Origin of the sequence: Methylobacterium mesophilicum SR1.6/6 (assembly GCF_000364445.2) — a bacterium.
Classification (GTDB): domain Bacteria; phylum Pseudomonadota; class Alphaproteobacteria; order Rhizobiales; family Beijerinckiaceae; genus Methylobacterium; species Methylobacterium mesophilicum_A.
The window spans coordinates 3,695,615-3,718,898 of record NZ_CP043538.1 but is presented as its reverse complement, the minus strand read 5'-3'; the positions used below and the strand labels follow the sequence as shown (position 1 = coordinate 3,718,898).

Annotated in this window: 41 protein-coding genes; 21 read left to right on the top strand and 20 right to left on the bottom strand. The window is 64.4% G+C overall.

What is annotated here, in order from left to right:
- The first annotated feature begins 111 nt into the window (after positions 1 to 111).
- Positions 112 to 537 (top strand): hypothetical protein, encoded by a 426-nt coding sequence (locus MMSR116_RS17735; protein ID WP_158168921.1) that lies wholly within the window; start codon positions 112 to 114, stop codon positions 535 to 537.
- A gap of 15 nt (positions 538 to 552) precedes the next feature.
- On the opposite strand, the gene MMSR116_RS17730 is transcribed toward MMSR116_RS17735, so the two are convergent.
- From MMSR116_RS17730 to MMSR116_RS17710, 5 genes are all read right to left on the bottom strand, one after another.
- Positions 553 to 735 carry a hypothetical protein gene (locus MMSR116_RS17730; protein ID WP_010687672.1) on the bottom strand — a complete coding sequence of 61 codons (183 nt, stop codon included), beginning with the start codon at positions 733 to 735 and terminating at the stop codon, positions 553 to 555.
- Positions 736 to 938: 203 nt separating this feature from the next.
- Positions 939 to 1,157 carry a hypothetical protein gene (locus MMSR116_RS17725; RefSeq protein ID WP_010687674.1) on the bottom strand — a complete coding sequence of 73 codons (219 nt, stop codon included), beginning with the start codon at positions 1,155 to 1,157 and terminating at the stop codon, positions 939 to 941.
- A 156-nt stretch (positions 1,158 to 1,313) separates the two neighbouring features.
- Positions 1,314 to 2,024 (bottom strand): LrgB family protein, encoded by a 711-nt coding sequence (locus MMSR116_RS17720; protein WP_010687675.1) that lies wholly within the window; start codon positions 2,022 to 2,024, stop codon positions 1,314 to 1,316.
- A complete protein-coding gene (locus MMSR116_RS17715; protein ID WP_158168919.1) occupies positions 2,017 to 2,388 on the bottom strand; it encodes a CidA/LrgA family protein in 372 nt (123 codons plus the stop codon). Before MMSR116_RS17715 ends, MMSR116_RS17720 begins: the two co-directional genes overlap by 8 nt.
- A 42-nt stretch (positions 2,389 to 2,430) precedes the next feature.
- Positions 2,431 to 2,616: a hypothetical protein gene (locus tag MMSR116_RS17710; protein ID WP_010687677.1), complete on the bottom strand. Its 186-nt coding sequence runs from the start codon at positions 2,614 to 2,616 to the stop codon at positions 2,431 to 2,433.
- Between the two features lie 243 nt (positions 2,617 to 2,859).
- Between MMSR116_RS17710 and MMSR116_RS17705 the strand changes: the two genes are divergently transcribed.
- Positions 2,860 to 3,963, top strand: coding sequence for a helix-turn-helix transcriptional regulator (locus MMSR116_RS17705; protein WP_039895028.1), 1,104 nt, complete (start codon positions 2,860 to 2,862; stop codon positions 3,961 to 3,963).
- A 26-nt stretch (positions 3,964 to 3,989) separates the two neighbouring features.
- Here the strand turns inward: MMSR116_RS17705 and MMSR116_RS17700 are convergent, their stop codons facing one another.
- Together MMSR116_RS17700 and MMSR116_RS17695 are read right to left on the bottom strand one after the other, a co-directional pair.
- Positions 3,990 to 4,496: an SRPBCC family protein gene (locus MMSR116_RS17700; RefSeq protein ID WP_010687679.1), complete on the bottom strand. Its 507-nt coding sequence runs from the start codon at positions 4,494 to 4,496 to the stop codon at positions 3,990 to 3,992.
- 310 nt (positions 4,497 to 4,806) lie between these two features.
- Positions 4,807 to 5,535 (bottom strand): helix-turn-helix domain-containing protein, encoded by a 729-nt coding sequence (locus tag MMSR116_RS17695; protein ID WP_348529320.1) that lies wholly within the window; start codon positions 5,533 to 5,535, stop codon positions 4,807 to 4,809.
- 387 nt (positions 5,536 to 5,922) lie between these two features.
- On the opposite strand from MMSR116_RS17695, the gene MMSR116_RS17690 reads away from it, so the two are divergent.
- The 6 genes from MMSR116_RS17690 (at position 5,923) to MMSR116_RS17665 (ending at position 8,780) form a co-directional block, all read left to right on the top strand.
- Complete coding sequence (locus MMSR116_RS17690; protein ID WP_010687681.1) at positions 5,923 to 6,459, top strand: DUF2059 domain-containing protein; 537 nt, start codon at positions 5,923 to 5,925, stop codon at positions 6,457 to 6,459.
- A gap of 72 nt (positions 6,460 to 6,531) precedes the next feature.
- Entirely contained in the window at positions 6,532 to 6,786 is a 255-nt protein-coding gene (locus MMSR116_RS17685; RefSeq protein WP_010687682.1) for a hypothetical protein, read from the top strand.
- Positions 6,787 to 6,859: 73 nt separating this feature from the next.
- On the top strand, positions 6,860 to 7,126 hold the full coding sequence (locus MMSR116_RS17680) for a hypothetical protein (protein WP_010687683.1): 267 nt from the start codon (positions 6,860 to 6,862) through the stop codon (positions 7,124 to 7,126).
- Between the two features lie 149 nt (positions 7,127 to 7,275).
- On the top strand, positions 7,276 to 7,605 hold the full coding sequence (locus MMSR116_RS17675; RefSeq protein WP_010687684.1) for an HU family DNA-binding protein: 330 nt from the start codon (positions 7,276 to 7,278) through the stop codon (positions 7,603 to 7,605).
- Between the two features lie 119 nt (positions 7,606 to 7,724).
- Positions 7,725 to 8,411, top strand: a complete 687-nt coding sequence (locus tag MMSR116_RS17670; RefSeq protein ID WP_010687685.1) for a helix-turn-helix domain-containing protein — start codon at positions 7,725 to 7,727, stop codon at positions 8,409 to 8,411.
- Between the two features lie 126 nt (positions 8,412 to 8,537).
- Entirely contained in the window at positions 8,538 to 8,780 is a 243-nt protein-coding gene (locus MMSR116_RS17665) for a DUF6894 family protein (protein ID WP_010687686.1), read from the top strand.
- A gap of 463 nt (positions 8,781 to 9,243) precedes the next feature.
- On the opposite strand, the gene MMSR116_RS17660 is transcribed toward MMSR116_RS17665, so the two are convergent.
- The 6 genes from MMSR116_RS17660 to MMSR116_RS17635 all read right to left on the bottom strand — a co-directional run bounded on the left by MMSR116_RS17660 (position 9,244) and on the right by MMSR116_RS17635 (position 12,675).
- Positions 9,244 to 9,810, bottom strand: a complete 567-nt coding sequence (locus tag MMSR116_RS17660; protein WP_244625479.1) for a PAS domain-containing protein — start codon at positions 9,808 to 9,810, stop codon at positions 9,244 to 9,246.
- A 546-nt stretch (positions 9,811 to 10,356) separates the two neighbouring features.
- Positions 10,357 to 10,782: a hypothetical protein gene (locus MMSR116_RS17655; protein ID WP_010687689.1), complete on the bottom strand. Its 426-nt coding sequence runs from the start codon at positions 10,780 to 10,782 to the stop codon at positions 10,357 to 10,359.
- Positions 10,783 to 10,872: 90 nt separating this feature from the next.
- On the bottom strand, positions 10,873 to 11,556 hold the full coding sequence (locus MMSR116_RS17650; RefSeq protein ID WP_010687690.1) for a hypothetical protein: 684 nt from the start codon (positions 11,554 to 11,556) through the stop codon (positions 10,873 to 10,875).
- The gene (locus MMSR116_RS17645) at positions 11,553 to 11,861 is read right to left on the bottom strand and encodes a hypothetical protein (RefSeq protein ID WP_158168917.1); all 309 of its coding nucleotides are present in this window, start codon (positions 11,859 to 11,861) and stop codon (positions 11,553 to 11,555) included. Before MMSR116_RS17645 ends, MMSR116_RS17650 begins: the two co-directional genes overlap by 4 nt.
- Before the next feature lie 157 nt (positions 11,862 to 12,018).
- Entirely contained in the window at positions 12,019 to 12,300 is a 282-nt protein-coding gene (locus MMSR116_RS17640; protein WP_010687692.1) for a hypothetical protein, read from the bottom strand.
- An 84-nt stretch (positions 12,301 to 12,384) separates the two neighbouring features.
- Positions 12,385 to 12,675 carry a hypothetical protein gene (locus tag MMSR116_RS17635; RefSeq protein ID WP_010687693.1) on the bottom strand — a complete coding sequence of 97 codons (291 nt, stop codon included), beginning with the start codon at positions 12,673 to 12,675 and terminating at the stop codon, positions 12,385 to 12,387.
- Positions 12,676 to 12,784: 109 nt separating this feature from the next.
- Between MMSR116_RS17635 and MMSR116_RS17630 the strand changes: the two genes are divergently transcribed.
- Both MMSR116_RS17630 and MMSR116_RS17625 read left to right on the top strand, forming a co-directional pair.
- Positions 12,785 to 13,030, top strand: a complete 246-nt coding sequence (locus tag MMSR116_RS17630) for a helix-turn-helix domain-containing protein (RefSeq protein WP_039895034.1) — start codon at positions 12,785 to 12,787, stop codon at positions 13,028 to 13,030.
- Entirely contained in the window at positions 13,027 to 13,347 is a 321-nt protein-coding gene (locus MMSR116_RS17625) for a hypothetical protein (RefSeq protein WP_010687695.1), read from the top strand. Before MMSR116_RS17630 ends, MMSR116_RS17625 begins: the two co-directional genes overlap by 4 nt.
- A 38-nt stretch (positions 13,348 to 13,385) precedes the next feature.
- Here the strand turns inward: MMSR116_RS17625 and MMSR116_RS17620 are convergent, their stop codons facing one another.
- Complete coding sequence (locus tag MMSR116_RS17620) at positions 13,386 to 14,543, bottom strand: hypothetical protein (RefSeq protein ID WP_010687696.1); 1,158 nt, start codon at positions 14,541 to 14,543, stop codon at positions 13,386 to 13,388.
- Positions 14,544 to 14,774: 231 nt separating this feature from the next.
- Between MMSR116_RS17620 and MMSR116_RS17615 the strand changes: the two genes are divergently transcribed.
- The 7 genes from MMSR116_RS17615 (at position 14,775) to MMSR116_RS17585 (ending at position 16,928) form a co-directional block, all read left to right on the top strand.
- Positions 14,775 to 15,026 (top strand): hypothetical protein, encoded by a 252-nt coding sequence (locus MMSR116_RS17615; RefSeq protein WP_010687697.1) that lies wholly within the window; start codon positions 14,775 to 14,777, stop codon positions 15,024 to 15,026.
- Complete coding sequence (locus MMSR116_RS17610) at positions 15,023 to 15,280, top strand: hypothetical protein (RefSeq protein ID WP_010687698.1); 258 nt, start codon at positions 15,023 to 15,025, stop codon at positions 15,278 to 15,280. Before MMSR116_RS17615 ends, MMSR116_RS17610 begins: the two co-directional genes overlap by 4 nt.
- Positions 15,277 to 15,441, top strand: coding sequence for a hypothetical protein (locus MMSR116_RS17605; RefSeq protein ID WP_158168915.1), 165 nt, complete (start codon positions 15,277 to 15,279; stop codon positions 15,439 to 15,441). The genes MMSR116_RS17610 and MMSR116_RS17605 overlap by 4 nt, the downstream gene beginning before the upstream one ends.
- Positions 15,442 to 15,567: 126 nt before the next feature.
- Entirely contained in the window at positions 15,568 to 15,807 is a 240-nt protein-coding gene (locus MMSR116_RS17600) for a hypothetical protein (protein ID WP_010687699.1), read from the top strand.
- Positions 15,808 to 15,933: 126 nt separating this feature from the next.
- A complete protein-coding gene (locus MMSR116_RS17595; RefSeq protein ID WP_010687700.1) occupies positions 15,934 to 16,185 on the top strand; it encodes a hypothetical protein in 252 nt (83 codons plus the stop codon).
- A 65-nt stretch (positions 16,186 to 16,250) separates the two neighbouring features.
- Positions 16,251 to 16,472, top strand: a complete 222-nt coding sequence (locus tag MMSR116_RS17590; RefSeq protein WP_010687701.1) for a helix-turn-helix domain-containing protein — start codon at positions 16,251 to 16,253, stop codon at positions 16,470 to 16,472.
- A gap of 168 nt (positions 16,473 to 16,640) precedes the next feature.
- The gene (locus MMSR116_RS17585) at positions 16,641 to 16,928 is read left to right on the top strand and encodes a hypothetical protein (RefSeq protein ID WP_039895038.1); all 288 of its coding nucleotides are present in this window, start codon (positions 16,641 to 16,643) and stop codon (positions 16,926 to 16,928) included.
- A gap of 27 nt (positions 16,929 to 16,955) precedes the next feature.
- Here MMSR116_RS17585 and MMSR116_RS17580 read toward each other — a convergent pair whose 3' ends face one another.
- A complete protein-coding gene (locus tag MMSR116_RS17580; RefSeq protein ID WP_244625478.1) occupies positions 16,956 to 17,276 on the bottom strand; it encodes a hypothetical protein in 321 nt (106 codons plus the stop codon).
- A gap of 83 nt (positions 17,277 to 17,359) precedes the next feature.
- Here MMSR116_RS17580 and MMSR116_RS17575 point away from each other — a divergent pair, with 83 nt between their 5' ends.
- Positions 17,360 to 17,752 carry a hypothetical protein gene (locus MMSR116_RS17575; RefSeq protein WP_010687703.1) on the top strand — a complete coding sequence of 131 codons (393 nt, stop codon included), beginning with the start codon at positions 17,360 to 17,362 and terminating at the stop codon, positions 17,750 to 17,752.
- Between the two features lie 30 nt (positions 17,753 to 17,782).
- Here MMSR116_RS17575 and MMSR116_RS17570 read toward each other — a convergent pair whose 3' ends face one another.
- From MMSR116_RS17570 to MMSR116_RS17555, 4 genes are all read right to left on the bottom strand, one after another.
- On the bottom strand, positions 17,783 to 18,001 hold the full coding sequence (locus MMSR116_RS17570; protein ID WP_010687704.1) for a hypothetical protein: 219 nt from the start codon (positions 17,999 to 18,001) through the stop codon (positions 17,783 to 17,785).
- Positions 18,002 to 18,044: 43 nt separating this feature from the next.
- Entirely contained in the window at positions 18,045 to 18,311 is a 267-nt protein-coding gene (locus MMSR116_RS17565) for a hypothetical protein (protein ID WP_010687705.1), read from the bottom strand.
- A 148-nt stretch (positions 18,312 to 18,459) separates the two neighbouring features.
- The gene (locus MMSR116_RS17560; RefSeq protein WP_039895039.1) at positions 18,460 to 18,897 is read right to left on the bottom strand and encodes a DUF5615 family PIN-like protein; all 438 of its coding nucleotides are present in this window, start codon (positions 18,895 to 18,897) and stop codon (positions 18,460 to 18,462) included.
- Complete coding sequence (locus tag MMSR116_RS17555; protein ID WP_106428365.1) at positions 18,863 to 19,507, bottom strand: DUF433 domain-containing protein; 645 nt, start codon at positions 19,505 to 19,507, stop codon at positions 18,863 to 18,865. The genes MMSR116_RS17560 and MMSR116_RS17555 overlap by 35 nt, the downstream gene beginning before the upstream one ends.
- Before the next feature lie 319 nt (positions 19,508 to 19,826).
- Here MMSR116_RS17555 and MMSR116_RS17550 point away from each other — a divergent pair, with 319 nt between their 5' ends.
- The 3 genes from MMSR116_RS17550 to MMSR116_RS17540 all read left to right on the top strand — a co-directional run bounded on the left by MMSR116_RS17550 (position 19,827) and on the right by MMSR116_RS17540 (position 22,466).
- The gene (locus tag MMSR116_RS17550) at positions 19,827 to 20,492 is read left to right on the top strand and encodes a recombinase family protein (RefSeq protein WP_010687708.1); all 666 of its coding nucleotides are present in this window, start codon (positions 19,827 to 19,829) and stop codon (positions 20,490 to 20,492) included.
- Positions 20,493 to 20,704: 212 nt separating this feature from the next.
- Positions 20,705 to 21,388, top strand: coding sequence for a ParA family protein (locus tag MMSR116_RS17545; RefSeq protein WP_039895042.1), 684 nt, complete (start codon positions 20,705 to 20,707; stop codon positions 21,386 to 21,388).
- Positions 21,389 to 22,286: 898 nt separating this feature from the next.
- Complete coding sequence (locus tag MMSR116_RS17540; RefSeq protein ID WP_039895045.1) at positions 22,287 to 22,466, top strand: hypothetical protein; 180 nt, start codon at positions 22,287 to 22,289, stop codon at positions 22,464 to 22,466.
- 212 nt (positions 22,467 to 22,678) lie between these two features.
- Here the strand turns inward: MMSR116_RS17540 and MMSR116_RS17535 are convergent, their stop codons facing one another.
- Positions 22,679 to 23,197: a MucR family transcriptional regulator gene (locus tag MMSR116_RS17535; RefSeq protein ID WP_010687713.1), complete on the bottom strand. Its 519-nt coding sequence runs from the start codon at positions 23,195 to 23,197 to the stop codon at positions 22,679 to 22,681.
- Between the last annotated feature and the right edge of the window lie 87 nt (positions 23,198 to 23,284).

Below are 23,284 nucleotides of genomic sequence, written 5' to 3'. Positions count from 1 at the left end.
TTTTCGTACGCGACCCTGCATGCTCGTTGCGCAAGCCGGCCTATTATGCAGGAACCCGGCAGCACGCTCTAAGGCTACGCTTTCTTCACGCTCGGTGGCACAGTGCGACCCATGCCGATCCGGCCCGAGCACCGCTTCTTCTACCCGATCGACTGGCCGCAGCTCTCGGCCGTGATCCGGTTCGGCCGTGCCAGGAGCTGCTGCGAGGGCTGCGGGCGACCTCACGGGCGGATGGTCTACCACCTCGGCGACGGTCGCTGGTGGGACGTGGAAGCCAGCCGGTGGCGCGATGGGTGGGGCAGACGGATCCGGATCGCACCTAAAGCCGACATCCTCGGCCAGGCTCGCCGCAGACGGGTGGTTCTGGCGGCCGCGCATCGAGACCACGACACCTCGAACAATGCGGACGCCAACCTCGCGGCCTTCTGCCAGCGCTGTCACATGATCCACGACCGGCCGGAGCATCCAAGGCGGCGCTGGCGCACACTGTTCAGGCGGAAGGCGCTCGGCGACCTGTTCGGCGGCCCTTACACCTGAGGACTGGTTGCAGGGTCAGTCGGACAGGTCGTTGTCAGGCGAAGGCTGCAGCACGTCGTCGTCGGGGCATCCGAGATCATGGCGCTCAAGGCTGGACGTGGCTTGTGCGCATGATGCCGTCAGCGCCGTCGAGGCCTCTTCGGCCCGCGACGTGAGTGAAACGGTCAGGAGAACGGCTGTAATCATGGCAAAGCGCATTGGCACCTCCTGATAGATCACCGGAATAGCGGCAGCCCCACACCAAGCAGTGCGAGACCGCAGACGATCAGGCTGCCCGCCAAACTCTCTAGGACCCCACGAGCTCTGGGCCGATGCCTGGCTTCGGTCGCCAGCGCGACGCCGCCGCAGAGAGCGAACAGGCTCAGACCGAAGGTCATCTCGACTCCTCCAGATGCCGACGATCAGGCGGCGTTGTAGGTGGTGATGTCGTCCAGGCTCATCTCGTCGTCCGGGGCGCACGCCAGGGAGGCGCCCAGCAGGACCAGCACGGCCGTCACGAGTGCCGTGGCGGCGAGCACGCGCGAGAGGGCCAGGGCGTGGGCACGGACGGCGTGGATCACTGCGCAGCCCAGCGCGAAGGCACAGACCTGTGCAGCGGGTGCGATCAAGCTCGTGGTCACTCGGATGCTCCGATCGTTGAGGGGTCGCAAAAGGGCAGGTCGAGAGGAGGGTCGACCGGAGTAAGCAGAAACCGGAGTCCGACGTGGTTTGATCAGCGATGCGTCGGTCCAGCGTTTCATCGCGAAGGCCGCCGTGACCCCCAGGATCGTGGGTTATCAGAGTCCCCTCATGGCGAGCGGCAGGAGCACGCCGGTCAGGACGCCATTCAGGCTCATGCCGAGGCCCGCGAAGGCGCCTGCGACCTCGCTGATCTGCAGCGCCCGCGCGGTGCCGATGCCGTGGCCGGCGATGCCGATCGCCAGGCCCGTGATGCGATCGTCCTCCACATGCAGCCAGCGTTGGATCGCCGGACCGGCTATGGCGCCGGTAATGCCCGTGCTGATCACCAGAACGGCGGTCAGGGCTGGGACGCCGCCGATCGACTCCGAGATCCCGACCGCGATGCCGGTCGTGACGCTTTTCGGCGCGAGTGACAGGAGCGTGATCCTGCTCGCGCCGAGCGCCCAGGCGATGCCGACCGCACTCAAGGCGCCCGTCGGCAGGCCAACAAAGAGTGCTGCAGCGATCAGGCCACCCGAGGCACGGATCAGCGTCGTCTGCCGGTACAGCGGGACCGCCAACAACACGACGGTGGGTGCGAGCAGGAACTGGATGAACCCTGCTCCGCGCAGGTACGTCGTGTAGCTGATGCCCGTGGCGTCGAGCACGATCACCACTAGGACGATCGCGATCAGCGTCGGGTTGAGGAACGGGTTGTTGCCGCTCCAGCGCGCCAAGCGGACCGCCGACAGGAAGGCGAGCACGGTGATGCCGACCTCCAGGATCGGCTGCTCGGGCAGACTGGCCCAGGCGCGGGCGTCAGGCATGGAGGTCCGCCTCCCCGAGAGGGCCGCGATCCGGCGGCTCAAGACGTCTTGTCCATGAGCGAGCAAGTACGAGCGCCGCGACCGTCGCCAGTAGGGTGACGATAGTGCCGCCGACGATGGCCGCGACGATGGGCAGGAGTTCGGCCTGCAGGACGTCGGCGTGGGCGACGACGCCGACGCCGGCGGGAACGAAGAGCAGGCCGAAGAGCGCGAGCATGCAATCCGCCAGCCGGCCGAGATCGTCGGGCAGGTTCCGGTGCCAGAGCAGTTCGAAGTAGAGCAGCACGAGCCCTATCACCGGCCCGGGCACGGGGACGAGACCGAGCCGCGTCAGGACCTCGCCCAATCCCAACCAAACGATCACGCGTGCAATAGCCTCAAGCATCGGGGCTGGGGCCGTGATCGGTCAGTTCTGGATCGTGCAGTTCGCGACGTCGCCTGTCGGCAGGTACTCGCAGATGGTGATGGCTTCCGTCCTTGATACAGGTGCTTTAACGGATGCCTCCGTCACGGGCGGTGAAACCAGCATGGTTGCCACGAAGGCGGTGGCTGCGAGGGCAAAACCGGCGGTGAAGAGCATCGCGATCCGCATGGCCAATCTCCGGTTTCAAGCGGAGCCCCAGTAGCCGGATGGCTACCAACGATCAGCCCCATCTCGGAGTGGATCAGCATTCGCGGCGCGCCGCCTCCCCCAAAACGGGTAGGTCCGATCATTCATTCGAATGTGGATTGTTTTCGTTGAGAAATTATCTTCTCATGCCACTATCTATTTCAACGAATGCTGCATTCTGAAGCGATCGGCGCTCCTGAATTGCACACCCGATGGGCAAATGCGATGGAAGCGGCTCTCTTATCGCGTCTGATCGAGTCGATCTACGACTGCGCGATCGATCCCACCCTCTGGCAGAGCACGCTGGAGGAGATCGCAGCCGCCCACGACAGCATGGCTGGAACGCTCAACGTCATGGACTTCGTCACGGGCGCTGAACGAACGCTCGTGCACGTCGGCATCTCAGATCACTACCAAACGCTCTACCGCGAGTGTTACCAAGGCTGCGACGTGTTCGCCCACAGCCTCCTCCTGCACCCGGTTGATCAGCCGGCGACGTCCGAGGAACTCGCTGCCGAAGAGGAGCTGCTGCAGAGCCGCATCTACCGCGAGTGGGCCGTCCCTCAGGGCTTCCGCTATGTACTGCTGACCGCACTCATCAAGAACCAGGCACGCTTGGCGTTCATCGGCGTCACCCGCGGCGAGAAAGGCGGCCCTTACAACGCCGAGGAACAGGCCCGCATGGCCCTGCTGGCGCCGCACATCCGCCGCGCGATCACCATCGCCGACCTGATCGATCACAAGACCCTTGAGCGCGATGATCTGGCGGCCACGCTCGACGCACTCACGACCGCCGTGCTGGTACTCGGCGCTGATGGCCGTCTCGTCCATAGCAATGCAGCTGGACGGGCTGCGCTGGCGCGTGAGGATTTGCTGCTCTCCCGGGTTGGGCTCGTCGAGCCGTGGGACAGAACTGTGTCCCCCGCCTTCCGCGCCATGCTCGCCACGGAGGCAGGCGGAACCGTCACCCTGGCGAGACGCGGCGGAGGAAACGCGGTCGTCTCGGCTCTGCCACTTAATAGGGGCCGGCGCCGCATCACTGCGCCTGGGCAAGCCAGAGTCGCCTTGTTCGTGCAGAGCAACCCGTGCGGTCCGCACGCGATTGAGTTGCTGGGACGAGCCTATGGCCTCACTGGCGCCGAACTACGTGTTCTGCTCGGGCTTGCCGACGACGCCTCGCCGGCTGACATCGCCAAGCGCTACGGCATCGCACCCTCGACGGTGCGGACCCATCTGAAGAGCCTCTTCGCCAAGACGGGGGCGAAACGGCAGAAGGATCTGGTCAAGCTGCTGCTGTCCACGCCGCCCGTCGCAGCGAAGCCAATGTGAATGGGCGGATCGCAGGATCGGCTCGACTACCGGGCAACCTCATGGGCGATATCGCCGAGGCCGCTCCTGAATAAGTCCTCAATGCGAGCTACTGCTCCTTCATCGCAAGCGTCCTCCAAACGAAAGGTAGCCCGCCAAATCACAACCGTTCCGTCTGCTGCTGGAGTGACGGTGAGTGACGCACGGTACTGCTTTACTGGCCACGGGCTATGCACCAGCCCATAGCTGTACGTCATGGCCTCCTCATCGCGGTCGAGTTGAATTTCAACGACAGTACCGATGCCACGTAGGTCGAGATTGCGACCAATCTGACCTTCATCGTGGAACAGGGCGCACGCCCGGGCTTGGCGGTGCCAGCGGCGGATGTCGCAGAATTCCCCGATGACTGCCCACACCGCCGCGGGATTGGCCGAGATCATGCGGGTCTGTGAGACCTCCAAAGTTGGCTTTGCGGTCGACCCCAGCAGCGTCATTGAGACCGCCGTCGCGAAGGGCGCAAAGCGCGCTGCGAGCGCCGGAAGCAGCAAAATCATCGGATCGCTCCTCCGCTCGGCGCAGGTGAGACCGGCTTTATGCAGCCACGGTCAGTGATAGGGGACAGGATATCGGTAGGGCCTCCCTCAATCAGGGGAGTACCTTGGCTTTTCGCCGTGGGTCTGCCGCTTCCACGTTCGTCATACCGATCGCCCGCAGACCTTCACCGCATAGCTCGGCCGGTTCTACCACCCGCGAGAATTCTCACGGGGTCGCTTCGGTCGAGGTCGCCCGCCGCCCCTCGGCAGCCCTTTTTCGGTCCCGCTGGCCTCATTTTCCCCAGATCTGGAACCTCAGTAGGCGTGCTGGTTACGCTTTTGACCCCTCCCCTTGGAAGGTGGGGCCGTGATGGCCCTCCCTTCGTCGAGGGGATCCCATCACGGTACCCCCTTTGCTGACGCCAAGGGTGTCACCGTCATGGTGATGCCTTGCCGGCTTCCGGGCGAGCCGGATCCAGGCCTGCCACTCTGGGCTGATGATCCGGAGCACGTTCGTGTCGTTGCGGAAGCCCGTGATTTGGCGCTCCTCGACGGTCAGGAGCCCGAGCTGGCGCGCCTCGCGGATGGCGTTCTTGACGGTCGAGCGGCACACACCTGCGACCGCGGCCATGTTCTCGATCGACAGCCGACAGTCCTTCCGACGCGCCGTCTCGGCGGCCACGAGAGCGAGGACCGCCTGCTCTGCCAGCGTGAACCGGGCCGCTAGCCCCGGTGGAAGCCGCCCTGAGGCGGCCCAGCGGCGACGGCGCTCCAGCGAGGCATCCGTGCGGGGGCGCGAGCCGACGGCCCTCCTGGGCGATCCTACGCAACCCTGGGCGGCAACCGTAGCCGCATTGGTTCCCGGTGGGTTCGACCTCTGTCCCGCAAAGGGTGCACTAGCTGACGTTCTCCGCGCCTCGATCAGGCCGGACAGCGACTCGGCCTCGGCCTCCGTCACTTGCCCTTCCCCATAAGCGCGCCAGAGCGCAGCTGTGACGGCCGGCAGCGCGGCGCGCGGGGCCGTCTCCGCCTGTCGGCGGATTTCCTCGGCATAGGTCATCGGTCCCGGTCCCTCTCGGGCCGCGGCTAGGGTCCAGGCAAAGCCTTCCCGTTGACGGAAACAGGTTCCGTCTTGACTCCCGAGGGAGGTCATGGCTTGTGGGGGGTAGTCACACCGGCCCCACAAGGCCCCAGGATTTTCAGCAGCCTCTTCCTTGCCGGGAAGGGGCTGTTGGCTTTTCGGGGTCTATCTCGCGGCGATGGTCTCCTAAATGGCGGCCGCGACTCGCCGAGGCGGGTGCAGCCGGAACGGTCCATGTCGGCCGGGGCGCACGGTTAAGTCAACTTTGGCATCCCAGCGGTCGACATCGATCGATGCCGCCGTATGCTGCTGAACCAGCGGTCTGCGACACAGCCGGATCGCGCCCCCACAGCAGCGGACCGTCTCATGCGCCTTTCGACCGTTATTGCCGGCCTGTGCCTCGGAGCTGCGCTGCCTTGCGCCGTGTTCGCTCAATCGGCTCAGAAGCCTGCTTCGACGACCGCGCCGGATCCGGCTCTGGTGAAGGTCGCGCGGGAGACGGTCGCGCAGATGCAGGGCGATCGCACCGCGACGCTCAGCGCCATGGCTGGGCCGATGGTCGGCATGATGCAGCAGCTCGGCATCAAGGAACCCGACAAGGCACAGGTGTTGGTGCAGGAGGTGGTCTTACCGACCCTGACCGCGCACTATGACGAGTTGCTCGACATCCAGGCTCGCGGCTTCGCTACGGTCCTCGGTAAGGACGACCTGCAGGCCATTGCGGCCTTCTATGCGACGCCGGCCGGCAAGCACCTCGCGGCAGCCCAGCCGCAACTCGCCCAGGTTCAACTAACGGGCATGCAGCAGTGGATGCAGTCGGTGATGCCCGAGATGCAGGGCAAGATCGTCAAGGCGGTTCAGACTCACGGCTGGGCCCCGGGTGGCCAGGTGAAGCCTCGCTGACGCGGATCCTCAGCGCAATCCTGCAAGTTGCGCGATCTAGCGCCGCCAAGCTTGCCGCGGTATCAGCCCGGCATGGCCAAGCGCGTGAAGCAACTGCCTCAGGATCGAGGCTTCGTGCTGTTCGACGTCGTCTTCGAAGATGGCAGTCGCGCCTCGAACCGGCGCGTGCCGATGGAGATCTTGGGCGGTCTCGACGGTGATCAGCCGGCCCGCGACCTCATCGAGCAACAGGAGGCGGAAATAGCGCAGAAGGCCGGGCGGCCGCCGCGCGTTGTCCGAAGCCTGATGCGGGCCGCCAAACCGGAACCGAAGCCGGTCCGAGAGTAGCGAGCAGCGCTCCACGGCAGCAGGAAGTCTCGCAGGCGGCACGTTGAGGCTGCGGTTTCGTGAGGTGATGCCCATGCATGCCGGACCGCCGACGGTTGCCGACCTGCGCAAGGTCGGCCGCATCAAAAGCCAAGAGATCGTCGCGGCGATCGACTTCTACCTGCGGGACCCAACGGCTGGCCCCTACCGCTTCGCCAGTGGTCACCGCCTCGATGTCGCGGCGATCGTCGCTTCGGCGATCAGCCTAGAGCAGGTCGCGCACCGATCCGGCCCGCAGGAGAACGCGTTCCGGATAGCCTTGGCCACCGCCGTCATGGCCGCCTGTCCGACCCCGCCGTAACGCGTCGGCCGCTCGACTCAGACCGGATATGAAACTACGGGCAGAGGAGCGGCCGACGTCACCGACGCGAACCGATGCGCAACGCGGCCCGTGGCTCGATATGCCATAGTGCGGCTGCGGGCCGGTGAACGAGGGAGCGGCGCTGGCGCATGATCCGGTCTGAGCTCATCACCCGCATCGCGAAGCAGAACCCGCACCTCTACGCCAAGGACGTGGAGGCGGTGGTCTCTGTCATCCTCGCGCAGATTGCTGCGGCGCTGACATCTGGCGACCGCGTCGAGTTGCGGGACTTCGGTTCGTTCGCGACGAAGGAACTGCAGGGCCGGACAGCTCGCAACCCGAAGACGGGAGCGGTCGTCAGCGTCGAAACCAAGCTGAGCATAGCCTTCAAGCCTGGTAAGGCCATGCGTGTCCGGCTCAATCGTCCCACCACCCGCGGTGATGGCGATCCGTCACAGCCGAAACATATCATAGATTAGTACTTGCGCGGCCCAGATGCGCTGTGTGCGGTCTGCTGCGAGGAGCGCTCTTCGCTCCTCACGGGTGATACGACGCGATGCCATCCTCCGGGTACCCGTTGGAGTTGATAGTCCGCAAATTGGGCGGTGCCACGCGCTTCTCCCAAGCTGAGCAGCACGCGCTCAGAGATCTGCCGGCGACGATCTGGACGGTCGAGGCCCAGCGGGACATCGTCCACGAGGGTGATCCGGCCACGCAGTGCTGCCTCGTCCTCGATGGCTGGATCTGCTGCTATCATCTTCTCACAGAGGCTGGGCGTCAGATCCTGTCGTTCCACGTGCCCGGCGATCTGCCCGATCTGCAGTGCCTCCATCTACCGCGTCCTGACTTCGGCATCGCGGCCGTCACGCGGGCCACTGTCGCCTTCGTGCCGCATGCCAAGCTCCGCGAGCTTGCAAACGGCTTCCCCGCCATCGCGGCCGCGCTGTGGCGGGAGACTCTGATTAGCGCTGCGATACACCGAACCTGGATCACCAGCCTCGGCCGGCGCGATGCACGCCAGAGGCTCGCTCACCTCATCTGTGAGCTGTACCTGCGCCTCGAAGCCGTTGGTCTCGCCGATGAGCACATCCTGCCGATGCCGCTTCGGCAACCTGATCTCGCCGACGCACTTGGGCTGACCTCCGTGCATATGAACCGGACGTTGAAGGCCATGCGCACGGACGGTCTGATCAGCTTGCGCTCACGCAGACTGGAGATCCGCGATTGGGCAGGCCTCAGTGCCGTCGCCGAGTTCGATCCGCAGTACCTGCACCTCAGCCTCTAGGTCGGTCCCGGTATCGCGCGACGCGAGTGCGGACGTCCGGGATCTGTGCGCTCTACGATCGCAGCAGGCCCATAGAACCTCCTCCTGGCGATTGTGCTTGATCGAGCATCGGCTTCGGAGGCGCTGATGGCCCGCTACTTCTTCGATATGAGCAACGGCGAGACCGTCACAGACGATGATGGCATCGAGTTCACGGATGCGCACCGTGCCTCGAAGGAAGCACTGCAGTCGCTCCCCGACATGGCCAAGGACTTGCACCCGTCCTCCGAGCCTGAGACGGTCACCATCACCGTGCGGGACGAGTCCGGCACCGCGCTCTACAGAGCCACGCTCACGATTGAGGGAACGTGGTTGCAGGACCAGCAGTAGAGAAGCGCGCTTCAAATTCCGCGGAGAGACGCACCGTCTTGTTCCGCCACCCGATCGGGCCGCTCAGCATACGGGGGCCGACCCTCAGCCTGATTTGCCAGGATCCTCTCGCGCAGCAGGACAGCTCGACGGGCGATCGCCTCAGCATCGCAGACCCGGCAGGGACCACCGCGGCCGGCAGCACGGCAGTTGTTGAGGTTCTGGCAGGACTGGCGAGGCATAGCAGCATTCACATACGTTGGGGTGCAACCTGCACGAGGGGTGTAGGGCCCGCCCGTCGGCTTCGGTCGACCTCCACGCCCGTCTGCAGTTATGCCCCTCAGCTGTCGAGGGTGGGCGTGGATGCCTTGGCTGCAGGAACCGGGCAAGCTTGGACTAGGACCGCCAACGAACCGCTTTATGGCGTGATTGGCGGTTAGGTCGGTCGAGATCAGCAGTTCCCTACCGAGTCGGGCGATGCCGTTTAGCTAGGTCTGCGTCCATTCCGACGCGCGAGGGTACGCCCAAGAAGCCAGAGCAAAGCATCGATCGCATGCCGTAGTGCTTGACCTTCGTGACCGCCCACCTGATCGATCGCCTGACGCGTCTCCACGGCGAGATCAGCCGCACGGTCGAGCGGATGCTTGTGGGTATGGGGTTTGATGAACAGAGCGCGATCCTCGACGTGGCCGTCGAGCTTGCTCTCCGTGATGTCGATGAGGATGCCTCGGCCCTGCATCTCGCCCGTTAAAGGATCGCGCTCGTAGCGACCACGCGCCAGCACCCAGCGCAATGCGCCGGCACGGGGCATTGTCCGGTACTCGATGACGAACAGACCGCCGTACTCGGTCACACGATCGATCTTTTCGTGAAATACAGCACGATCAGCGGGGTGAACGGCGCGGGAGTAGTTGAGAAGCGGAACCCCCTCGGCGGCTTGTTCCGGATCAAGGCCGAACAGGGCCGCCGCCGTTTCGTCGGTGATGTAGTGCTGTACCGTCTGGCCCGTGCGCCACGTGCCGACGTTCGAGGCTGCAAGCGCTTCCGGCACGTAGGCAGGAACAGTTCGAGTCGCTGGGTTCGACACGTCCTTTTAGCCCCCTGTCGCCTTTCTACATCCGGGTGGTAGGCAGGTAACCCTTGCAAATGAGGTCAGTTCGCACAACCCTTGGGCGTGACGACGAAAGGCGGAAATCAATCGCAGGTTCGAGCAGGAAGAGGTGCTGCCGTGAAGTTCGGTCCGAGGTTGGTTCGTCCTTCACCCGATCAAGGCGCGGGCAGCACGCTGAACCGGGTTGCCGACACGCTCGGCGTGCCCTTGGAGCAGCTGTACGAGCCCGTGGGACCACTCATCCTCCATGCGAGTTCAGACGGCACGCGCTGGCTTCTGGTTTGTGATGCTCTGGGCAATCCCGTCATCCGCCGCATGGGCGGAGGTATTACGGATCCTGACGGCCAGGACGTGAGTGTATCAAGCTTCCTTACTCGGGATACAGGCAGCCCGCAGCACAAGGCGCTTGTGGCGCTCACTGAGCGTCTTCTTACGGCGCATCTGGCAGGCTGGCCTGCGCCGCTTTCCTCCCTTGCGGCCTCAGCCTCAAGCACCTCTCAGCAAGTCGACTAAAACCGCGCCAGCGGCGGCGATGACATTCCCACGGCCGCGCCAGGGCAGCACGACCGCCTCGGGCGCCGGCTCGGGCACAGCGGCGGCCTCTACCAGCACCTCCGGTAGCACGGTCTGAGGCGCGTCGGCCTCGCCGTCCCGATCGCCGCCGCGCATGTAGACGACCTGCGAGCCCATGGTGTTCTCGGGAGCCGCCAGCGACGGCTCGTCGTCCCCGCCATCCTCGTGGTCGGTGTCACCGTCCATGCGGTCCAGAACCGCGATGATCCTGTCCGCCGCGTCGAGGGCGGTCTGTGCCGCCTCCTCCAGGCTGGCGCGGAGCGCGGCGCCCGTTAGCGGCTCCAAGATCTCCGGAGCGGCCGGCTTCGGACGCGGGGTGAAGGTGAGCACGTCGCCCATGGGGTCAGGTCTCAGGGTCTCGATGGGAGGAAGGCCCGGCGGGGTCCGGCCGGGGCGGTACGCAAGCACGCGGAGGGGTGGGAGCCGCTGTCAGCAGCCCCGGCGCTCGGCCTCGGCATGGGCCAGCAGATCGCGGGCAAAGGCCTCGGTCTCGTCCGGATCGCCGTTCTGGATCACTGGCAGGGCCAGCATCTCCAGTCGGGTCTCGCGGTCTGATCGGTCCGACGGCCTGCGCCGCCGCGCCTCGTTGTTGGCCGCCGTCTCCACGTCGGTCAGGGCATCGCCGAGCCACTGCATCAGCTTGCCGGCAGCGTTGTAGTCGTCACCTGAGCCACGGGCCTTGCATCGGGCCGTCCACACGGTGGCGTAGGCGACGCCGCCTACGAGGTCCGCGAGGTCGTGAAGGGCCTGCAGTTCGTCCAGCGAGGCAGACGCGAAGTCGATCATGCCGATGAGGCTGACAGAGGCGGAGTGTTCGCTGGCCGGCGGCGCCTCTGGCCGATCCTCCGGTTCGACGGCCTTGCCGGTGGTGCCGCCCTGGCTCAGCACCGCGGATGAGCCCGCCACCATGTACCGGGTGCGCGCTAGGTCCAGAAGCTTGCCCCAGCCTTCAAAGGTCCGCTGCGCGCTCTCCAGCGCCGCGAGCATGGTGACGGGCACCTCCGCATCGCGGTCGCCCCCCTTCTTGATGAAGGCGACCAGTTCGGGCTTGCTCATGCGCAGCGTCCGGTCGGCGACGTGCATGCCGATGGCGTGGTGAGCGAACTCCTTCATCCAGCCGTTCGGGTCTCGATTTCGCACAGGTCGTCCATGGCTTCGGCGGTAGCGAGCTCGGCCTCCTCGATGCCTGTGCGCTGACGCCAGCCGGGGATGAGCCTTGCCCATTCCGCGATCGGCTCGCGCGGTGGGGGCGCCTCGACGTTCGGGGCGTTGTCCGAGATGGTGCCTTGCTCCTCAATGGCCCTCGTGTAGGCGGCTGCACGGGCTTCCCATTCAGGCTGCAGCGCCAGCAGTTCAGCGTCGCGAGGATCGGGTGCGACCTCAGGTTCCGCCTGCATCACGGCGGGCTGGCGGGTCACGCGGGCAAGGTCGGTCTGTAGGCTGGCGGCGCGCTCGCGCAGGCTGGCGGCAGGCTCGCGGCAGATCAGGCTTCTGGAGGGACGTGCGCAGGGACATCGCGAATTCCTCGGAGAGTGAGGGGCGCGGGCAGCCGGCCCGCTAGGCTTGCGGGCTGGGTCAGAACAGGGAGGCGAGGCCGGTCAGCACCATGCCGCCGCCGATGATGGCGACCGCGGCCAGCAGCTCGCCGGCCGTGTCGAGGAAGCGCAGGGAGCGGCTGTGCGCGGTGTCGGGCCGGACGGGCGTCACGGCCTGCCAGGGCTCGATGGCGCCCGGCTGCTGCTCGTCGGGCAGGTTGCGGTAGCGGCGATCCAGTGGAGGATTGCGGCGGCCGGTGCGGGCGCTGGTGCTGCGCACGGGAATGGGCTGGCTAAAATTCGGGATGCGGGCGTGCGTCATCGTTCGGGCTCCAGAGGGCTCGTGTGGGTCGGCTCGGTGGTGAAGGGGGTGCGCCGTGGCGGCGCAGGTCAGGCCGCTAGGGGATCAGTGAACAGCGGCGCGGTGAGCGGCCTTGGCGACCTGCCAGGTGGCCTTGAGGGCGGAGGACATGGCCTCGGCGCGGGACACGCCGCACCGCTCCTGAATGCCGGAGGCGGCCTTGCAAGCGGCGGCCATGATGGCGGAGCGGTCGTACTGACCGGCAACGACGAGGGGACGGCTGCGGGCGCCGAGCTGGACGAGGGCACGGGCGCCGAGCATGCCCGCGGGGATGCGTAGGCGGCTGTCGTGCAGGGAGCGGGAGAGGCGGTTCCAAGAGACGGTGCGGTAGGGCATTGTAACCCCGCTCAACTAGGGATAATTCCTAGTCAGGTATGAGCCCTTCCGGTCATGCCGTCAATAGTCTACTATGAAAAAATCCTAGTCAGGCAGGATCCGAGCGGCGATGTTGACGATAGGCAACCAACTGCGAGCCGCGCGTGCGCTTGTCGGGATGGATCAGGGGACGCTGGCTGATCGGGCAGGAGTGAACATCAACACGATTGGCGCAATGGAGAAGCGCGGTGCCTCCGGGCTCGTGAGCGGGCTTGATAAAGTGCAGGCTGTGATGCGCGTCCTCGAAGCCGAAGGCGTCGAGTTCTTGAACCATGGTGAGCCAGGCGTGAAGCTGCGGCGGAAGGATCCGGCGTGAGCACTGCAGCCGCGTCACCCGCGCGCCTCTCAGAGGTCCGTCGGCTTACCGAGGCCCTGATTGACCAGGTGCTCGAAGCACAGATCCTGGGGCGCCCTGTTCCGGAGGAGCAGAGCACGGCACTGATCAAGGCCGCCTTCTTCCTGCGGGACTGCAATCTGCCTTGGTCACCCATGCTCGTTCAAGCACTGCATGGGTTGGGTCGCGATACCAACGAGGCTGCGTCTGAAGACACCGCCGAGGCTGAGGCTTTGCAAGACGCCGATTTGGAGGGGTTGACGCGCTTCTTCGCGGGGTTTCGCAAGAACAAGGCATAGCAGCGATCGCGATGGCCGATGCGCGACCTGCTGCTGGATTATGGCTCGGTCGGCACAAAGTCCCACACGGCACCCCGACCGGTGTCGCTGTTTGGATCTTCATGAAGGCGCGCCATTCCCCAAGGCAGCTTATGGGTTCCAATCTCGTGCTTGCGAGCTGAGAAGCTCGCATAAGACTCGGGAGGCTCTGCCTGCTCAACCGCTGGTTCAGCCGGGCCATCGGTCGACAGCGTCACCGTAGTCGTGACCGGATGCGCAACCGGTATATGCCGGGCTATGAGCGACACGGGACGACGCGGCGGTAGAGGCACCAAGGTGACGGAAGCGGATTGCACCACCTCTTGGGGAACGGGGACCAAAGGAACGGAAGTTGCCTCGACCAATCGATTGTCCGTGGGAAGATCGGTGTGAGGCGATACCTCCGGCGGGGCCTTCTGAACGAAGGCTAAGCTAGTAGGTGCGGCAACGACTTGCTGCTTAGGCTGGGGACCGATCGGAGAGATGTCGGCAGCGCTTCGGACCGGCTCCAGAGGCGGCGGATCAGTCCACACGCCAACGGAGACAGGCGCTTGGTCGATCGTACCCGGTGCCTCAGCCTCCAGGTGAGAGCCTGGGTTGAGCAGCGACAGCGCACTGATGAGGCTGATTAATCCCATGCCAGCCAAACCGACTCTTCGGAACGCGCCATGGCAATGAGATCTTTCCGGAGATTTCATCTCAATGGCACAAAGTACGGACGCCGTTGACGTAGTGATTTTGGCCCTGTAAGTCTCATTGTCACTAATAATATCCGCATCTTCACTCGATAAAACGAAGTAATCAACTCCTGCTATTTCATTATGTTCGATCCTAGTCCGTTGGGGCTGTGCATCTTGACTGTCCAGAGCGCCGATGTGGGTCGCGATATGCAGGATTTGTGCTTGGATCGCTTCCGTCTGTTCGTCACGGAAGGCTTCGAGATCTGGTGGCACAGGGTCCGTCTGCACCACCAATGCGGCAGGCTGGGCAGAAGCCGTGCTTAATGTGGGTTTTCCGAGCGTCAGCTTGTTTGGGGCAGGGTGTGGCGCACCGTTGGACTTGCGTTTGGAGCGCGGCGGCTGCTTATGCCGCTTCTTTGAGCGCGCCCTTTCCCGTGCAGCCGCAGCCTCGGCCTCGGCAAGGATCTTGTGGGACGACGCGTCAAAATCAGTCCACATCTGATACGCCTACCGGTGATACCGCCGAACATTCCATGACGCTGCGACCGCAAATTTTAGCGTCAGCGACAGGCATTTAATCGTTCCTTAAGGATTTATGATGGCCGAATATTGTTCTGCGTCTCTGCAACATAGATTATATTGCTCGATCATTGAGGCCACCGGCCTAGAGTTCATCCCGCAGAACGGCGGCGGGGCCGGGATCCGGTTCCGGGAGCGGAGGGGCTAGCGATGGCAACACAGCCCTACCGCTTGACCGCCCTGCTTCTGTTGGCCGGCTCGAACTCGGATACGACACAGCAAACCGTGACGATCGCCGCAGAGACGACGGAGGAAGCAGTAGAACTCGCGCAGGTAGTTCGCGCCGGTCTGCCGAGCGAGGCTGTAGTCTCCGCGACGCTCACTGATACGAACGGAACGGTGCTCTGGTCGGAGCAGGGCGGCGCGCCTCATGAGGTGCTCCTGCAGGAGGACCCAACGTGACCTACTCAGTCAGGCGTCTTGCCGCCGGCAGCTACGACGTCCTGCTCAATGGGTGCCTCGTCGCATCCCTAGTGCGCGAAATCGATCACAGCGGCACCCCGCGCGAATGGCTTGTTGATCTGCTCGACGAGGTGCCCCCAGCCACATGGCCTGCGCCCTTCACGGCTCAGCAGCACGCCTTCGCCTCCCAGGCGGCAGCCCTGAAGTGGCTTGGCATCCGGGGTGCCGATGCTTCTGGCGAGCCGAGCGGATGAACGCGATCAAGAGCCGGATGCTGGCGATCGGCGTGGCAGTCGTGCTCGTAAGCGTCGAACGTGCGCTTGAGGCTGCAGGCTTGGAATACGCCTTCGAAGACTGCGCCATTGCGGCCGTCACGGCCGCGGTTGTCGTCGCAGCAGCAGACCTCCGACGATGACCCGCGGCTTGTAGTTCATCCCCCGAGAACGATGGCGAGGCTAGGTTCTGGTTCCGGGATCGGAAGGGATAGAACCGGCGCTAGGTTCGTTACGCTTCGACGGAATGCTTCGGTCAGGGACCCAGTATGCGCAGCCTCATCCTCGCCGTCAGCGTCATCGCTATCGCCGTCCCCGCCTCGGCGCAGGCGCCCAACCGCGGCAACGCAGACCTACAGACCAATTGTGCGGGTGACGCTATCGCTTTCTGCGCCGGTATCGATCCGAACAGCCCGCAAATGGACGCCTGCTTCAAGAGGAATATGAGCCAGATGTCCCCAAACTGCCGCCGCGCCATCGATGCCTACGAGCGTGCTGGCAGTAAGTAGCAACCCTCCTGTTCGGTCACAGCCCAAATGCCGCGAAGGAGCGAGGCTCGGCCCCTTGAGCGGGGGGATAGATTATCGAGCCAAGCCGTTAGCGCATCGACGAACTCCCTCGACCGGATATCCAATATGCGAAGCATCATCCTGGCCCTCAGCCTTATCGCCGTAGCGGCTCCCGTTCTTGGGGCTCCCGACACGTCATCCTCCAAGCGTGGTAACAAAGATCTCAAGACCTACTGCTCCGGCGATGCGGTCACGTTCTGCAGCGGCAATGATCCAGATAGCCCGGAGATGGACGCCTGCTTTAAGAAAAACATGGACAAAATCTCGGAGAACTGCCGGCGTGCGATCACGGCCTACAAGGGCGGTGGGGGCAAGTAGTATCTTCGCCGTGATCAAGAGGGAGAAGTGATGCTGCAGCCGCCCGATCATAGGAGCAGATCAGGGTGATCACCGGCTCGCAGCTTTTCAAAGCACGCATCTCAATCGGCTGGACACCTCCGGAGCTGGCCAAGCGCGCAAAGGTGCCTCTGAGTGCCGTGGCGCGAGCCGAGGGCAGTCCCGGCGAACCGGTGGTCACCATCGCGCAGCTCAACGCCTTAGTGCAGGCTCTGCGCGCTGTCGGCGCCAGCTTCCCGCCTGCCGACCTGCCGCGAGGCGGCACATAAAAAGCGCCCCATCTTTTATTCGGAAATAGAGACGCTCGCTGCGCAGCGAGCCGATTTTCGTGATCTCTAAAAGGCTTCTTTTCCGGGCGCGAGCAGTTGCCACACGGAGTCGGCTGGAACAACCAGCAGTAAGCACCCTTCTTTCAGGCTTAAGAACCTGGAGGAAGCATGTCCAAGATCCTGAATATCGCTACCGCCGCCACGATGCTCACGCTTTCGGCGAGCTTGGCTGTTGCTGCGCCATGCAACGTCGGCACGACCACGAATGCGGCTACCGGGAAGGATGCCACCTCGAACGTCGACGGTGGTTCGACCGCCAAGGTGAGCCCGGGGGCAAAGGCGGAGTCGCCCGGCACGGTCGGAGCGATGAACAACACAGGCGCCGCCATGAAGGATGACGGCTCGAAGAAGGCCCCCGAGGGTCAGCCCGTTAAGCCAGGCGCCGACAACTGCTGAGTTTGCGACTGACCGGGCGCCGTGTCTTTACGGCTCGCCCGGTCGGGGTTTGATCGCGGGCGCCCCCATGACAGTGGCTGTTACGGCGTTCCGGAACGTTTTCTCCTGCGGTCCGGGGCGCGCCTTCAATTCGAAGGTCTCGGGCGATGCTGCGACGGCCGCCGCGATGTCGACGCTGTACCCGCTGGCGAACCGATACGGGCCCGCATCCGGAGCCCTCATGTAGAGGTCGATGGCCGCGACGATCTCGCTGCTGCTGACCGTGCCGGCCCTACGGAGATCGGCGAGCGTTGGGCGGGCGGTCGGCATGATGTCGGTAGGTCCAGAAGCGCCGCTGATGCGCGGCATCTATCCGACGCAATCTACATAGGTTGGGCAAGTCCGCTATCCGCCGCATGGCATCACCAAGCCCGCTCCCGTAGCTCGGCCGGATGGTCTCCGCTTTCGCTCCCACAATGCTCCCCGACGCCGCTGCCGTGTGGCGCAGTGCCTTGGAGGATCTGTCTCAGCACGCCTCGCCGTGCCGCTATCTCACCCCGGCGCGCTGGGCGCCGATCCGGGAGGCCGCCATCGATTTCTGCGACCGCCTCGGTACCGAGGCCCACGCGCTCGGCTGGACGGCCGCCGAGCTATTCGCGCTCCATCCAGAGCACGGGACGCTGCGGATCGAGGTCTGCGGAGTGATGATGATTACCGGCAACCGGGCCCAGGCCGTCGAGCCGACCCGCGTCGTGTTCGAGCGCGGCTCGGCCTACCGGACCAGGCAGGGTCAGATCTGGGGCATCCCCATCTGGGAGTTCGTCAAGAAGAGCGCGGGGCGGTGAGCAACACGCTCGCGCGTGCCGTTGTCCAAGTCACGGCGCTCGGGAGCAGCCCTTCTGATCGCAGATATAGGTGCCAGTTTTGGTCTGCATGACGCACGTGCGGTCTGGCGTTGGGATCTCGGCGCGGCGGTCGTAATCAACCCACCGCTTCACGAAGGTCGCGGAGCAAGACGGCAAGGGGGTGATCGCCTCGACGGGGATCGGCACCATCAGCACGGCGACTGCCGCAAAGACTCCGACGAAGCGCATCGTCCTCTCCCTCGGTATCGGCGTCCAACAATGCTGTCGCCGCTCATACCTGGACCGGGAAGCCCATGATGACCGCGGTCTTCATCATCGTGCGGCGCAGGCCGGGCGTGGTGTCCTCGTCGGCCAGGAGCTTCTTGGCCTGCGGGTGCATCTCGATCGCCTTGGCGACGTCGATGGCGTGGCCAGACCTGAAGGCGAACGGCTTTGCGGCCTCGTCCTTCAGGTAGGCGGCCGTCGCGACCTCGATCTCCTCGTCCGTCACCTCGGACTTCCGGCGCAGGTCGCCGACGCTGGGGATCTCTTTGGCCATGGCGTGGAGGTACCGCAGCCCCCCTGCCCCGTCCACGCGGCACGCTCGCCAGACAGCTCTATCATCCATGATCACGCAACCTCATAATCACATGGGCACGCGATCATGTGACTAGGTCATTGCGTTTTTCGCCGGACGAGCGGCCCTCCTAGCGGTGGGTGCGTATCCAGTGCGGCCCGATCTCGATGTAGAGGCGTCGGCCCCGCTGCTGGCAGCGAAACCGCCATTCCAGCTCGATCAGCTGCATCGCCTGCTCTATCCGCGCTGCAGCCAGCGGTTCTGAGCAACCGATTTTAATCACATTGAGCAGCTGGAATTTCGGATCCGCCTCCCCGTAGCGGCCAGTGATGCGCTTCATGTCTTTGTCGATCGCGATCAGCGTCGCGTCGTTGACCTGCGCGGTTCGCGCCACGAGCAAATCGTCCGAACCCGGGGCCAAGACGTCCGCGTGCCGGATAGCTACATGGCCGCATCCCTCGAACGCCCGAGCCACAGAGACAGGCACGCCTTCGTCGAGGAGGACGCGGATAATCAGTTTTGCTGGGGCGGCCTCAGGCAGCGGCGGCGTGGGCCAGGGCCGCTTCAACGTCGCGCTCCGTCAGCGTCGGATACTCTTCGATGATCTGCTGGACCGTGTAGCCGGCGTCGGCATAGGCCTTGATGCTCGCGACCTGGATCGCCGTACCGGCGATCACGGGGTTGCTCCTTGCGACCCCTCGCACGCTCTGGACCCTTCCATAATTATCAGAGCTCCGCGTGCGCAGCTGCCGGACGTTGCGCTCCATGTCTGCTCGAACGATTTCGAGCGGGATGCTGAGCACGCCTTGGCCGGTCGTGACTTCTTCTCGCCGGCCTGTCTCGGGATGGTCAAAGACGACGCGCTTATTGAGGACGTAGAGCGTCGTTCTCGCCCACACATCATCGCCCAGATCGACGAGTTTCGCCTTCACCTCGCGAAGGTGCTGCAGCGAGACGCCGTTCTCATTCCGCAGCCGGTCCAGCACCTGCAGACAGATGAGGTCACGGAACGAGTAGAGGCGCGTCTCCTCGCCTTCGCTCATCTCGACCTTCAGGCTCGGAACAAAAAAGGACAAGCGTCTCCAATACCTGAGCTGCGTCAGGCTGATGCCCGTCAGACGCTGCGCCTCTTCCTCAGTGAAGGCAGCGATGACGGTCCTAGATCCGGCCGTCGTCATGCACAGAGACATATCGTGAGTCACGGGTTGGGCAAATGGGCACCGCGTCGCGCTCCACCGGCCCCGGACTTCATGGTCCACGATCGCCGAATATCACACGAATATCGTCAAAGGATTTGCTCAAGTCGCTCGCCGGGCGGCCATATTATCACGACTCGCCCGGCCTGGCGCACCCCGACCGCGTCCGCGGCGGATAATCCTGAGATAGGTTCGAGGCCGTCCTGAGAGAAGCGACGGTGTGTCCCCGGGGCCATCGCAGGCGGGTGTCTCGTCCGGTTAAACGTCCGTTCGACCGAACGAGACACCCCGCGAAATCAGCATGACTTCCGCCTTCGTGTCCTACCTGCGGGTCTCGACGGAGCGGCAGGGCCGGTCCGGCCTCGGGCTGGAGGCGCAGCGGCGGGCGGTCGCCGACTTCCTCAACGGCGGCTCGTGGCGCCACGTGGCCGAACTGGTCGAGGTGGAGAGCGGGTCACGGGACAACCGCCCTCGCCTCGCGGAGGCTATGGCGCTCTGTCGGCTGCACGGGGCAACGCTGGTGATCGCCAAGCTCGACCGCCTCTCGCGCGATGCTGCCTTCCTGCTCAATCTGCAGAAGGCCGGCGTACGGTTCGTGGCGGCCGACATGCCCGAAGCCAACGAACTGGTGGTCGGCATCATGGCCGTGGTCGCGCAGGCCGAGCGTAAGATGATCAGCGTCCGGACCAAGGCGGCTTTGGCCGCGGCGAAGGCCCGGGGCGTGCGGCTGGGCAAACCAGAGAACCTTTCGAACCGGGAGACCGGACAGGCGCGCGGACGGACGCAACAGGCACGTCGAGCGGAGGAGCGGGCGCGGGATCTTGCGCCGATGATTGCAGCCGCCAGAGCTGAGGGCGCTGTGTCGTTGCGCCAGATCGCGGCTTCGCTGAACGCCCGCGGCATCCCGGCAGCTCGGGGCGGAGCATGGTCAGCGGCGCAGATCCAAAGGGTCCTTATCCAGGTATGAGGTTCCGTTGGCTGCGCATCAGCTCTCCGCTAGCTACTCTTAACAGGTAGCTACCGGCTACCTTGCGCTAGCTGGTAGCTCACGCTTACTGGCAGCTATCGGCCGGCGAGCTTACAGCTACCAGGTGGCTAGCGGCTACCATTCGGTATCCATTAGCTAGCTGTTAAGATACGCGTGACGTGGTGAGTGCGGCATCCGAAATCGGAGGGATCATGCCCGTCATAGCCTTCGCCAACCCGAAGGGCGGCTCCGGCAAGTCGACCAGCGCCCTGCTGCTGGCGACCGAGTTGGCCGTAAAGGGGGCTTCTGTCACCATCATCGACGCTGACCCAGAGCGTTGGATCAGCCAGTGGGCGAAACTCCCCGGAAAGCCTGAGAACATCACGATCATCAGCGACGTGACGGAAGAGAGCGTCGTGGACGCGATCGATAGTGCCGAGCGCGAAGCCGCCTTCGTGATCGTGGATCTGGAGGGTACAGCTAGCTTGTTGGTAGCCAATACCATCGGCATGGCTGATTTGGTGGTGATCCCTACCCAAGGATCAAGCATGGATGCCAAGGGGGCGGCGAAGACGATCCGCCTCATCCGCAACTCGGAGAAGCTGTCGCGGCGGCGCATAGCCCATGCGGTCCTGCTCACTCGAACCGGCGCAGCCGTGACGTCTCGCGCCCTGCGCAATGTGCAGGAGCAGTTGCAGGCCGGCGGTATCGAGATGTTCGAAACTGCGATCGTGGAGCGGGCCGCCTTCAAGGATCTGTTCGATTTCGGCGGCACACTTTTGGGGCTCGCCGCGACGCAGACGAGCAACCTCGAAAAGGCCATCCAGAACGCCCGCGAGTTCGCAGGAGAGGTGGTCTCGAAGCTGAAGGCAGCGAGCGCGAGGTCTGCAGCGTGATGGGCGGCAAGGAACGCGCTTCTCTCGGCTTCGGCGACGAACTCGACGATATCGATCCGTCGGCCTGGGCCAAACCCAAGCCTCGGGATGACAAGCCAACCCCCGAGGTGACGAGGCAGGCCGCTGAGGCAACTGGCTTCCGTAGTCGAGAACCCGCGAGGACCGAGCAGGCCCCGGTCCCGCCTCGGCAGCAGCGCCGCCGGCGGACAGGGCGCACCGCTCAGCTAAACCTCAAATTGAAGCCTGAGACGATCGAGGCGTTCACCCGAGTTGCGGACGCACATGGCTGGGGGCTTGGCGAAGCGTTCGAAAGGGCTGTCGACCTATTGGAGCGAAGCAAGGCTCAATAGCAGTAGCTGGTAGCTACTAGATACTATATCTGGCTACGTGGCGTCGATCTCGCGCGGATCATGGACCAGTCCGGCCACTGGGATCCGCGAACCGTCGTCGGGTACGTCCGGCGGGCGAACGCCTTCAAGGAGCATTCAGGAAGCGGGTTCCTATAGCTTCGGCCCATGTGTAGCGACCATGAGAGTGCCGCCCGGGTCATCGCCGAGAACGTCGTTTTGATCTTGAATTTCAGGCCCGTTGAATGCGGCTTTCGCTCAGCCGGACACGAGGCGGTGATGGCCGGGCTGACGCGCGAGCTGCTGACCGCCATGCCCACCGCATCCAGCGACGCGCTTGCCGCCGCCTGCAATCGCGTCCTCGACACGCTCCCGAGTTCGAGCAAGCGACTCTCATGGGTCGAGGCCGTTGACCCTATGGGTGGGGGCGTGACGATGCGGGAAGGTAAGGGGGCGAACGCCTATAAGGGGCACAGCGGGAGCGGATTTCTATGACGACGCGGCTCTCCCACGGTATACGATGCTCCTGCGGACACGCCGGTAGTATAATCGTGCGTGAGAACGATGCGCCTTTTTCCAGCTTCTGGGAGAGCTACACGCCGCGGGACCTAAACGGCGAACGGTTCGAGACGACGAAGTTCGTCTCCTGGGAATACGTATTCAACGAGATGAAACTTTCCTGCACCAAGTGCGAGCGAGCGCTGACTCCGAAGGACCTCACGAAGGATTGAGGCCATAGCTATGAAGCGGGATCTCGGCCTAATCCCTGGGCTGCAGCTGAAGCGATCGGAGACGGCGCTTGCCGTAGCGGTCTTTCAATAGGACGCGCCGGCCGCACGCGAACGGGGAGGACACGGCAGCCGGCGCGCTCGCAAGCGGGAGCACCAAGGCGCTCAACCGCCGCGAGGTAAGGGAAGAGTCGATGGCCGGAGAAAGATCCGGGTTACGCCTCAGCACCGTCCTTGGCCTTCCGTGGTCGCCCGGCTCTCTTCGGCTTCTCGGAGGTGGTCTCAGTGGGCGCCGCAGCCTTCGGGGATGCGTTCCGACGCTGTTGGCCGAGCCTATTCTTGTAAGCCATTTCTGAACGCAACGCCGAGTAGTTGGCCGCCGTTGAGGGGTAATCCCGCGGCAGGCCGAAGCGCTCGCGGTACTCGTCGAACGTCAGGCCATTGCGGATGATGTGACGCTTCAGCGTCTTGTACGGCTTGCCATCAATGAAGCTGATCAGCGCGTCCGGCCTGATCGACTTCCGAATTTGAGCGGGGGTTGCCTTCTCGGCCGACTGCGCCTGATGCTTGGCGCTCTGACTGAGGCCGGCGAGCGCAGCGTGCGTGCTGGCGATCAGCTCCGCCATGTTAGCTGGCCGAACCGAGTTCTTGGACACGTAGGCCGAGACGATATCGGCCGTGATTTGTACATAATCGATGGCAACAGCCTCGACCATCTCAACGTTCTCGCCCACGTTCTATTCTCCAGCGCGTGTTAACACGTTCCTGCTCCCTTTATCGTGCACTGGCAAGATGTCTCGGCATCAGTAGACGTCGAAATT

What these genes read in the sequence shown, in the direction of transcription:
- MMSR116_RS17640 (WP_010687692.1), bottom strand. Translation starts at nt 12,300, where the DNA reads ATGACGCACGCCCGCATCCCGAATTTTAGCCAGCCCATTCCCGTGCGC.
- MMSR116_RS17575 (WP_010687703.1), top strand. Translation starts at nt 17,360, where the DNA reads ATGGTCTCCGCTTTCGCTCCCACAATGCTCCCCGACGCCGCTGCCGTG.
- MMSR116_RS17705 (WP_039895028.1), top strand. Translation starts at nt 2,860, where the DNA reads ATGGAAGCGGCTCTCTTATCGCGTCTGATCGAGTCGATCTACGACTGC.
- MMSR116_RS17650 (WP_010687690.1), bottom strand. Translation starts at nt 11,556, where the DNA reads ATGAAGGAGTTCGCTCACCACGCCATCGGCATGCACGTCGCCGACCGG.
- MMSR116_RS17685 (WP_010687682.1), top strand. Translation starts at nt 6,532, where the DNA reads ATGGCCAAGCGCGTGAAGCAACTGCCTCAGGATCGAGGCTTCGTGCTG.
- MMSR116_RS17600 (WP_010687699.1), top strand. Translation starts at nt 15,568, where the DNA reads ATGCGCAGCCTCATCCTCGCCGTCAGCGTCATCGCTATCGCCGTCCCC.
- MMSR116_RS17695 (WP_348529320.1), bottom strand. Translation starts at nt 5,535, where the DNA reads ATGACCTATGCCGAGGAAATCCGCCGACAGGCGGAGACGGCCCCGCGC.
- MMSR116_RS17550 (WP_010687708.1), top strand. Translation starts at nt 19,827, where the DNA reads ATGACTTCCGCCTTCGTGTCCTACCTGCGGGTCTCGACGGAGCGGCAG.
- MMSR116_RS17635 (WP_010687693.1), bottom strand. Translation starts at nt 12,675, where the DNA reads ATGCCCTACCGCACCGTCTCTTGGAACCGCCTCTCCCGCTCCCTGCAC.
- MMSR116_RS17605 (WP_158168915.1), top strand. Translation starts at nt 15,277, where the DNA reads ATGAACGCGATCAAGAGCCGGATGCTGGCGATCGGCGTGGCAGTCGTG.
- MMSR116_RS17615 (WP_010687697.1), top strand. Translation starts at nt 14,775, where the DNA reads ATGGCAACACAGCCCTACCGCTTGACCGCCCTGCTTCTGTTGGCCGGC.
- MMSR116_RS17630 (WP_039895034.1), top strand. Translation starts at nt 12,785, where the DNA reads ATGTTGACGATAGGCAACCAACTGCGAGCCGCGCGTGCGCTTGTCGGG.
- MMSR116_RS17730 (WP_010687672.1), bottom strand. Translation starts at nt 735, where the DNA reads ATGCGCTTTGCCATGATTACAGCCGTTCTCCTGACCGTTTCACTCACG.
- MMSR116_RS17620 (WP_010687696.1), bottom strand. Translation starts at nt 14,543, where the DNA reads ATGTGGACTGATTTTGACGCGTCGTCCCACAAGATCCTTGCCGAGGCC.
- MMSR116_RS17570 (WP_010687704.1), bottom strand. Translation starts at nt 18,001, where the DNA reads ATGCGCTTCGTCGGAGTCTTTGCGGCAGTCGCCGTGCTGATGGTGCCG.
- MMSR116_RS17720 (WP_010687675.1), bottom strand. Translation starts at nt 2,024, where the DNA reads ATGCCTGACGCCCGCGCCTGGGCCAGTCTGCCCGAGCAGCCGATCCTG.
- MMSR116_RS17680 (WP_010687683.1), top strand. Translation starts at nt 6,860, where the DNA reads ATGCATGCCGGACCGCCGACGGTTGCCGACCTGCGCAAGGTCGGCCGC.
- MMSR116_RS17700 (WP_010687679.1), bottom strand. Translation starts at nt 4,496, where the DNA reads ATGATTTTGCTGCTTCCGGCGCTCGCAGCGCGCTTTGCGCCCTTCGCG.
- MMSR116_RS17735 (WP_158168921.1), top strand. Translation starts at nt 112, where the DNA reads ATGCCGATCCGGCCCGAGCACCGCTTCTTCTACCCGATCGACTGGCCG.
- MMSR116_RS17710 (WP_010687677.1), bottom strand. Translation starts at nt 2,616, where the DNA reads ATGCGGATCGCGATGCTCTTCACCGCCGGTTTTGCCCTCGCAGCCACC.
- MMSR116_RS17555 (WP_106428365.1), bottom strand. Translation starts at nt 19,507, where the DNA reads ATGACGACGGCCGGATCTAGGACCGTCATCGCTGCCTTCACTGAGGAA.
- MMSR116_RS17665 (WP_010687686.1), top strand. Translation starts at nt 8,538, where the DNA reads ATGGCCCGCTACTTCTTCGATATGAGCAACGGCGAGACCGTCACAGAC.
- MMSR116_RS17655 (WP_010687689.1), bottom strand. Translation starts at nt 10,782, where the DNA reads ATGGGCGACGTGCTCACCTTCACCCCGCGTCCGAAGCCGGCCGCTCCG.
- MMSR116_RS17675 (WP_010687684.1), top strand. Translation starts at nt 7,276, where the DNA reads ATGATCCGGTCTGAGCTCATCACCCGCATCGCGAAGCAGAACCCGCAC.
- MMSR116_RS17580 (WP_244625478.1), bottom strand. Translation starts at nt 17,276, where the DNA reads ATGCCGCGCATCAGCGGCGCTTCTGGACCTACCGACATCATGCCGACC.
- MMSR116_RS17690 (WP_010687681.1), top strand. Translation starts at nt 5,923, where the DNA reads ATGCGCCTTTCGACCGTTATTGCCGGCCTGTGCCTCGGAGCTGCGCTG.
- MMSR116_RS17545 (WP_039895042.1), top strand. Translation starts at nt 20,705, where the DNA reads ATGCCCGTCATAGCCTTCGCCAACCCGAAGGGCGGCTCCGGCAAGTCG.
- MMSR116_RS17595 (WP_010687700.1), top strand. Translation starts at nt 15,934, where the DNA reads ATGCGAAGCATCATCCTGGCCCTCAGCCTTATCGCCGTAGCGGCTCCC.
- MMSR116_RS17585 (WP_039895038.1), top strand. Translation starts at nt 16,641, where the DNA reads ATGTCCAAGATCCTGAATATCGCTACCGCCGCCACGATGCTCACGCTT.
- MMSR116_RS17565 (WP_010687705.1), bottom strand. Translation starts at nt 18,311, where the DNA reads ATGGCCAAAGAGATCCCCAGCGTCGGCGACCTGCGCCGGAAGTCCGAG.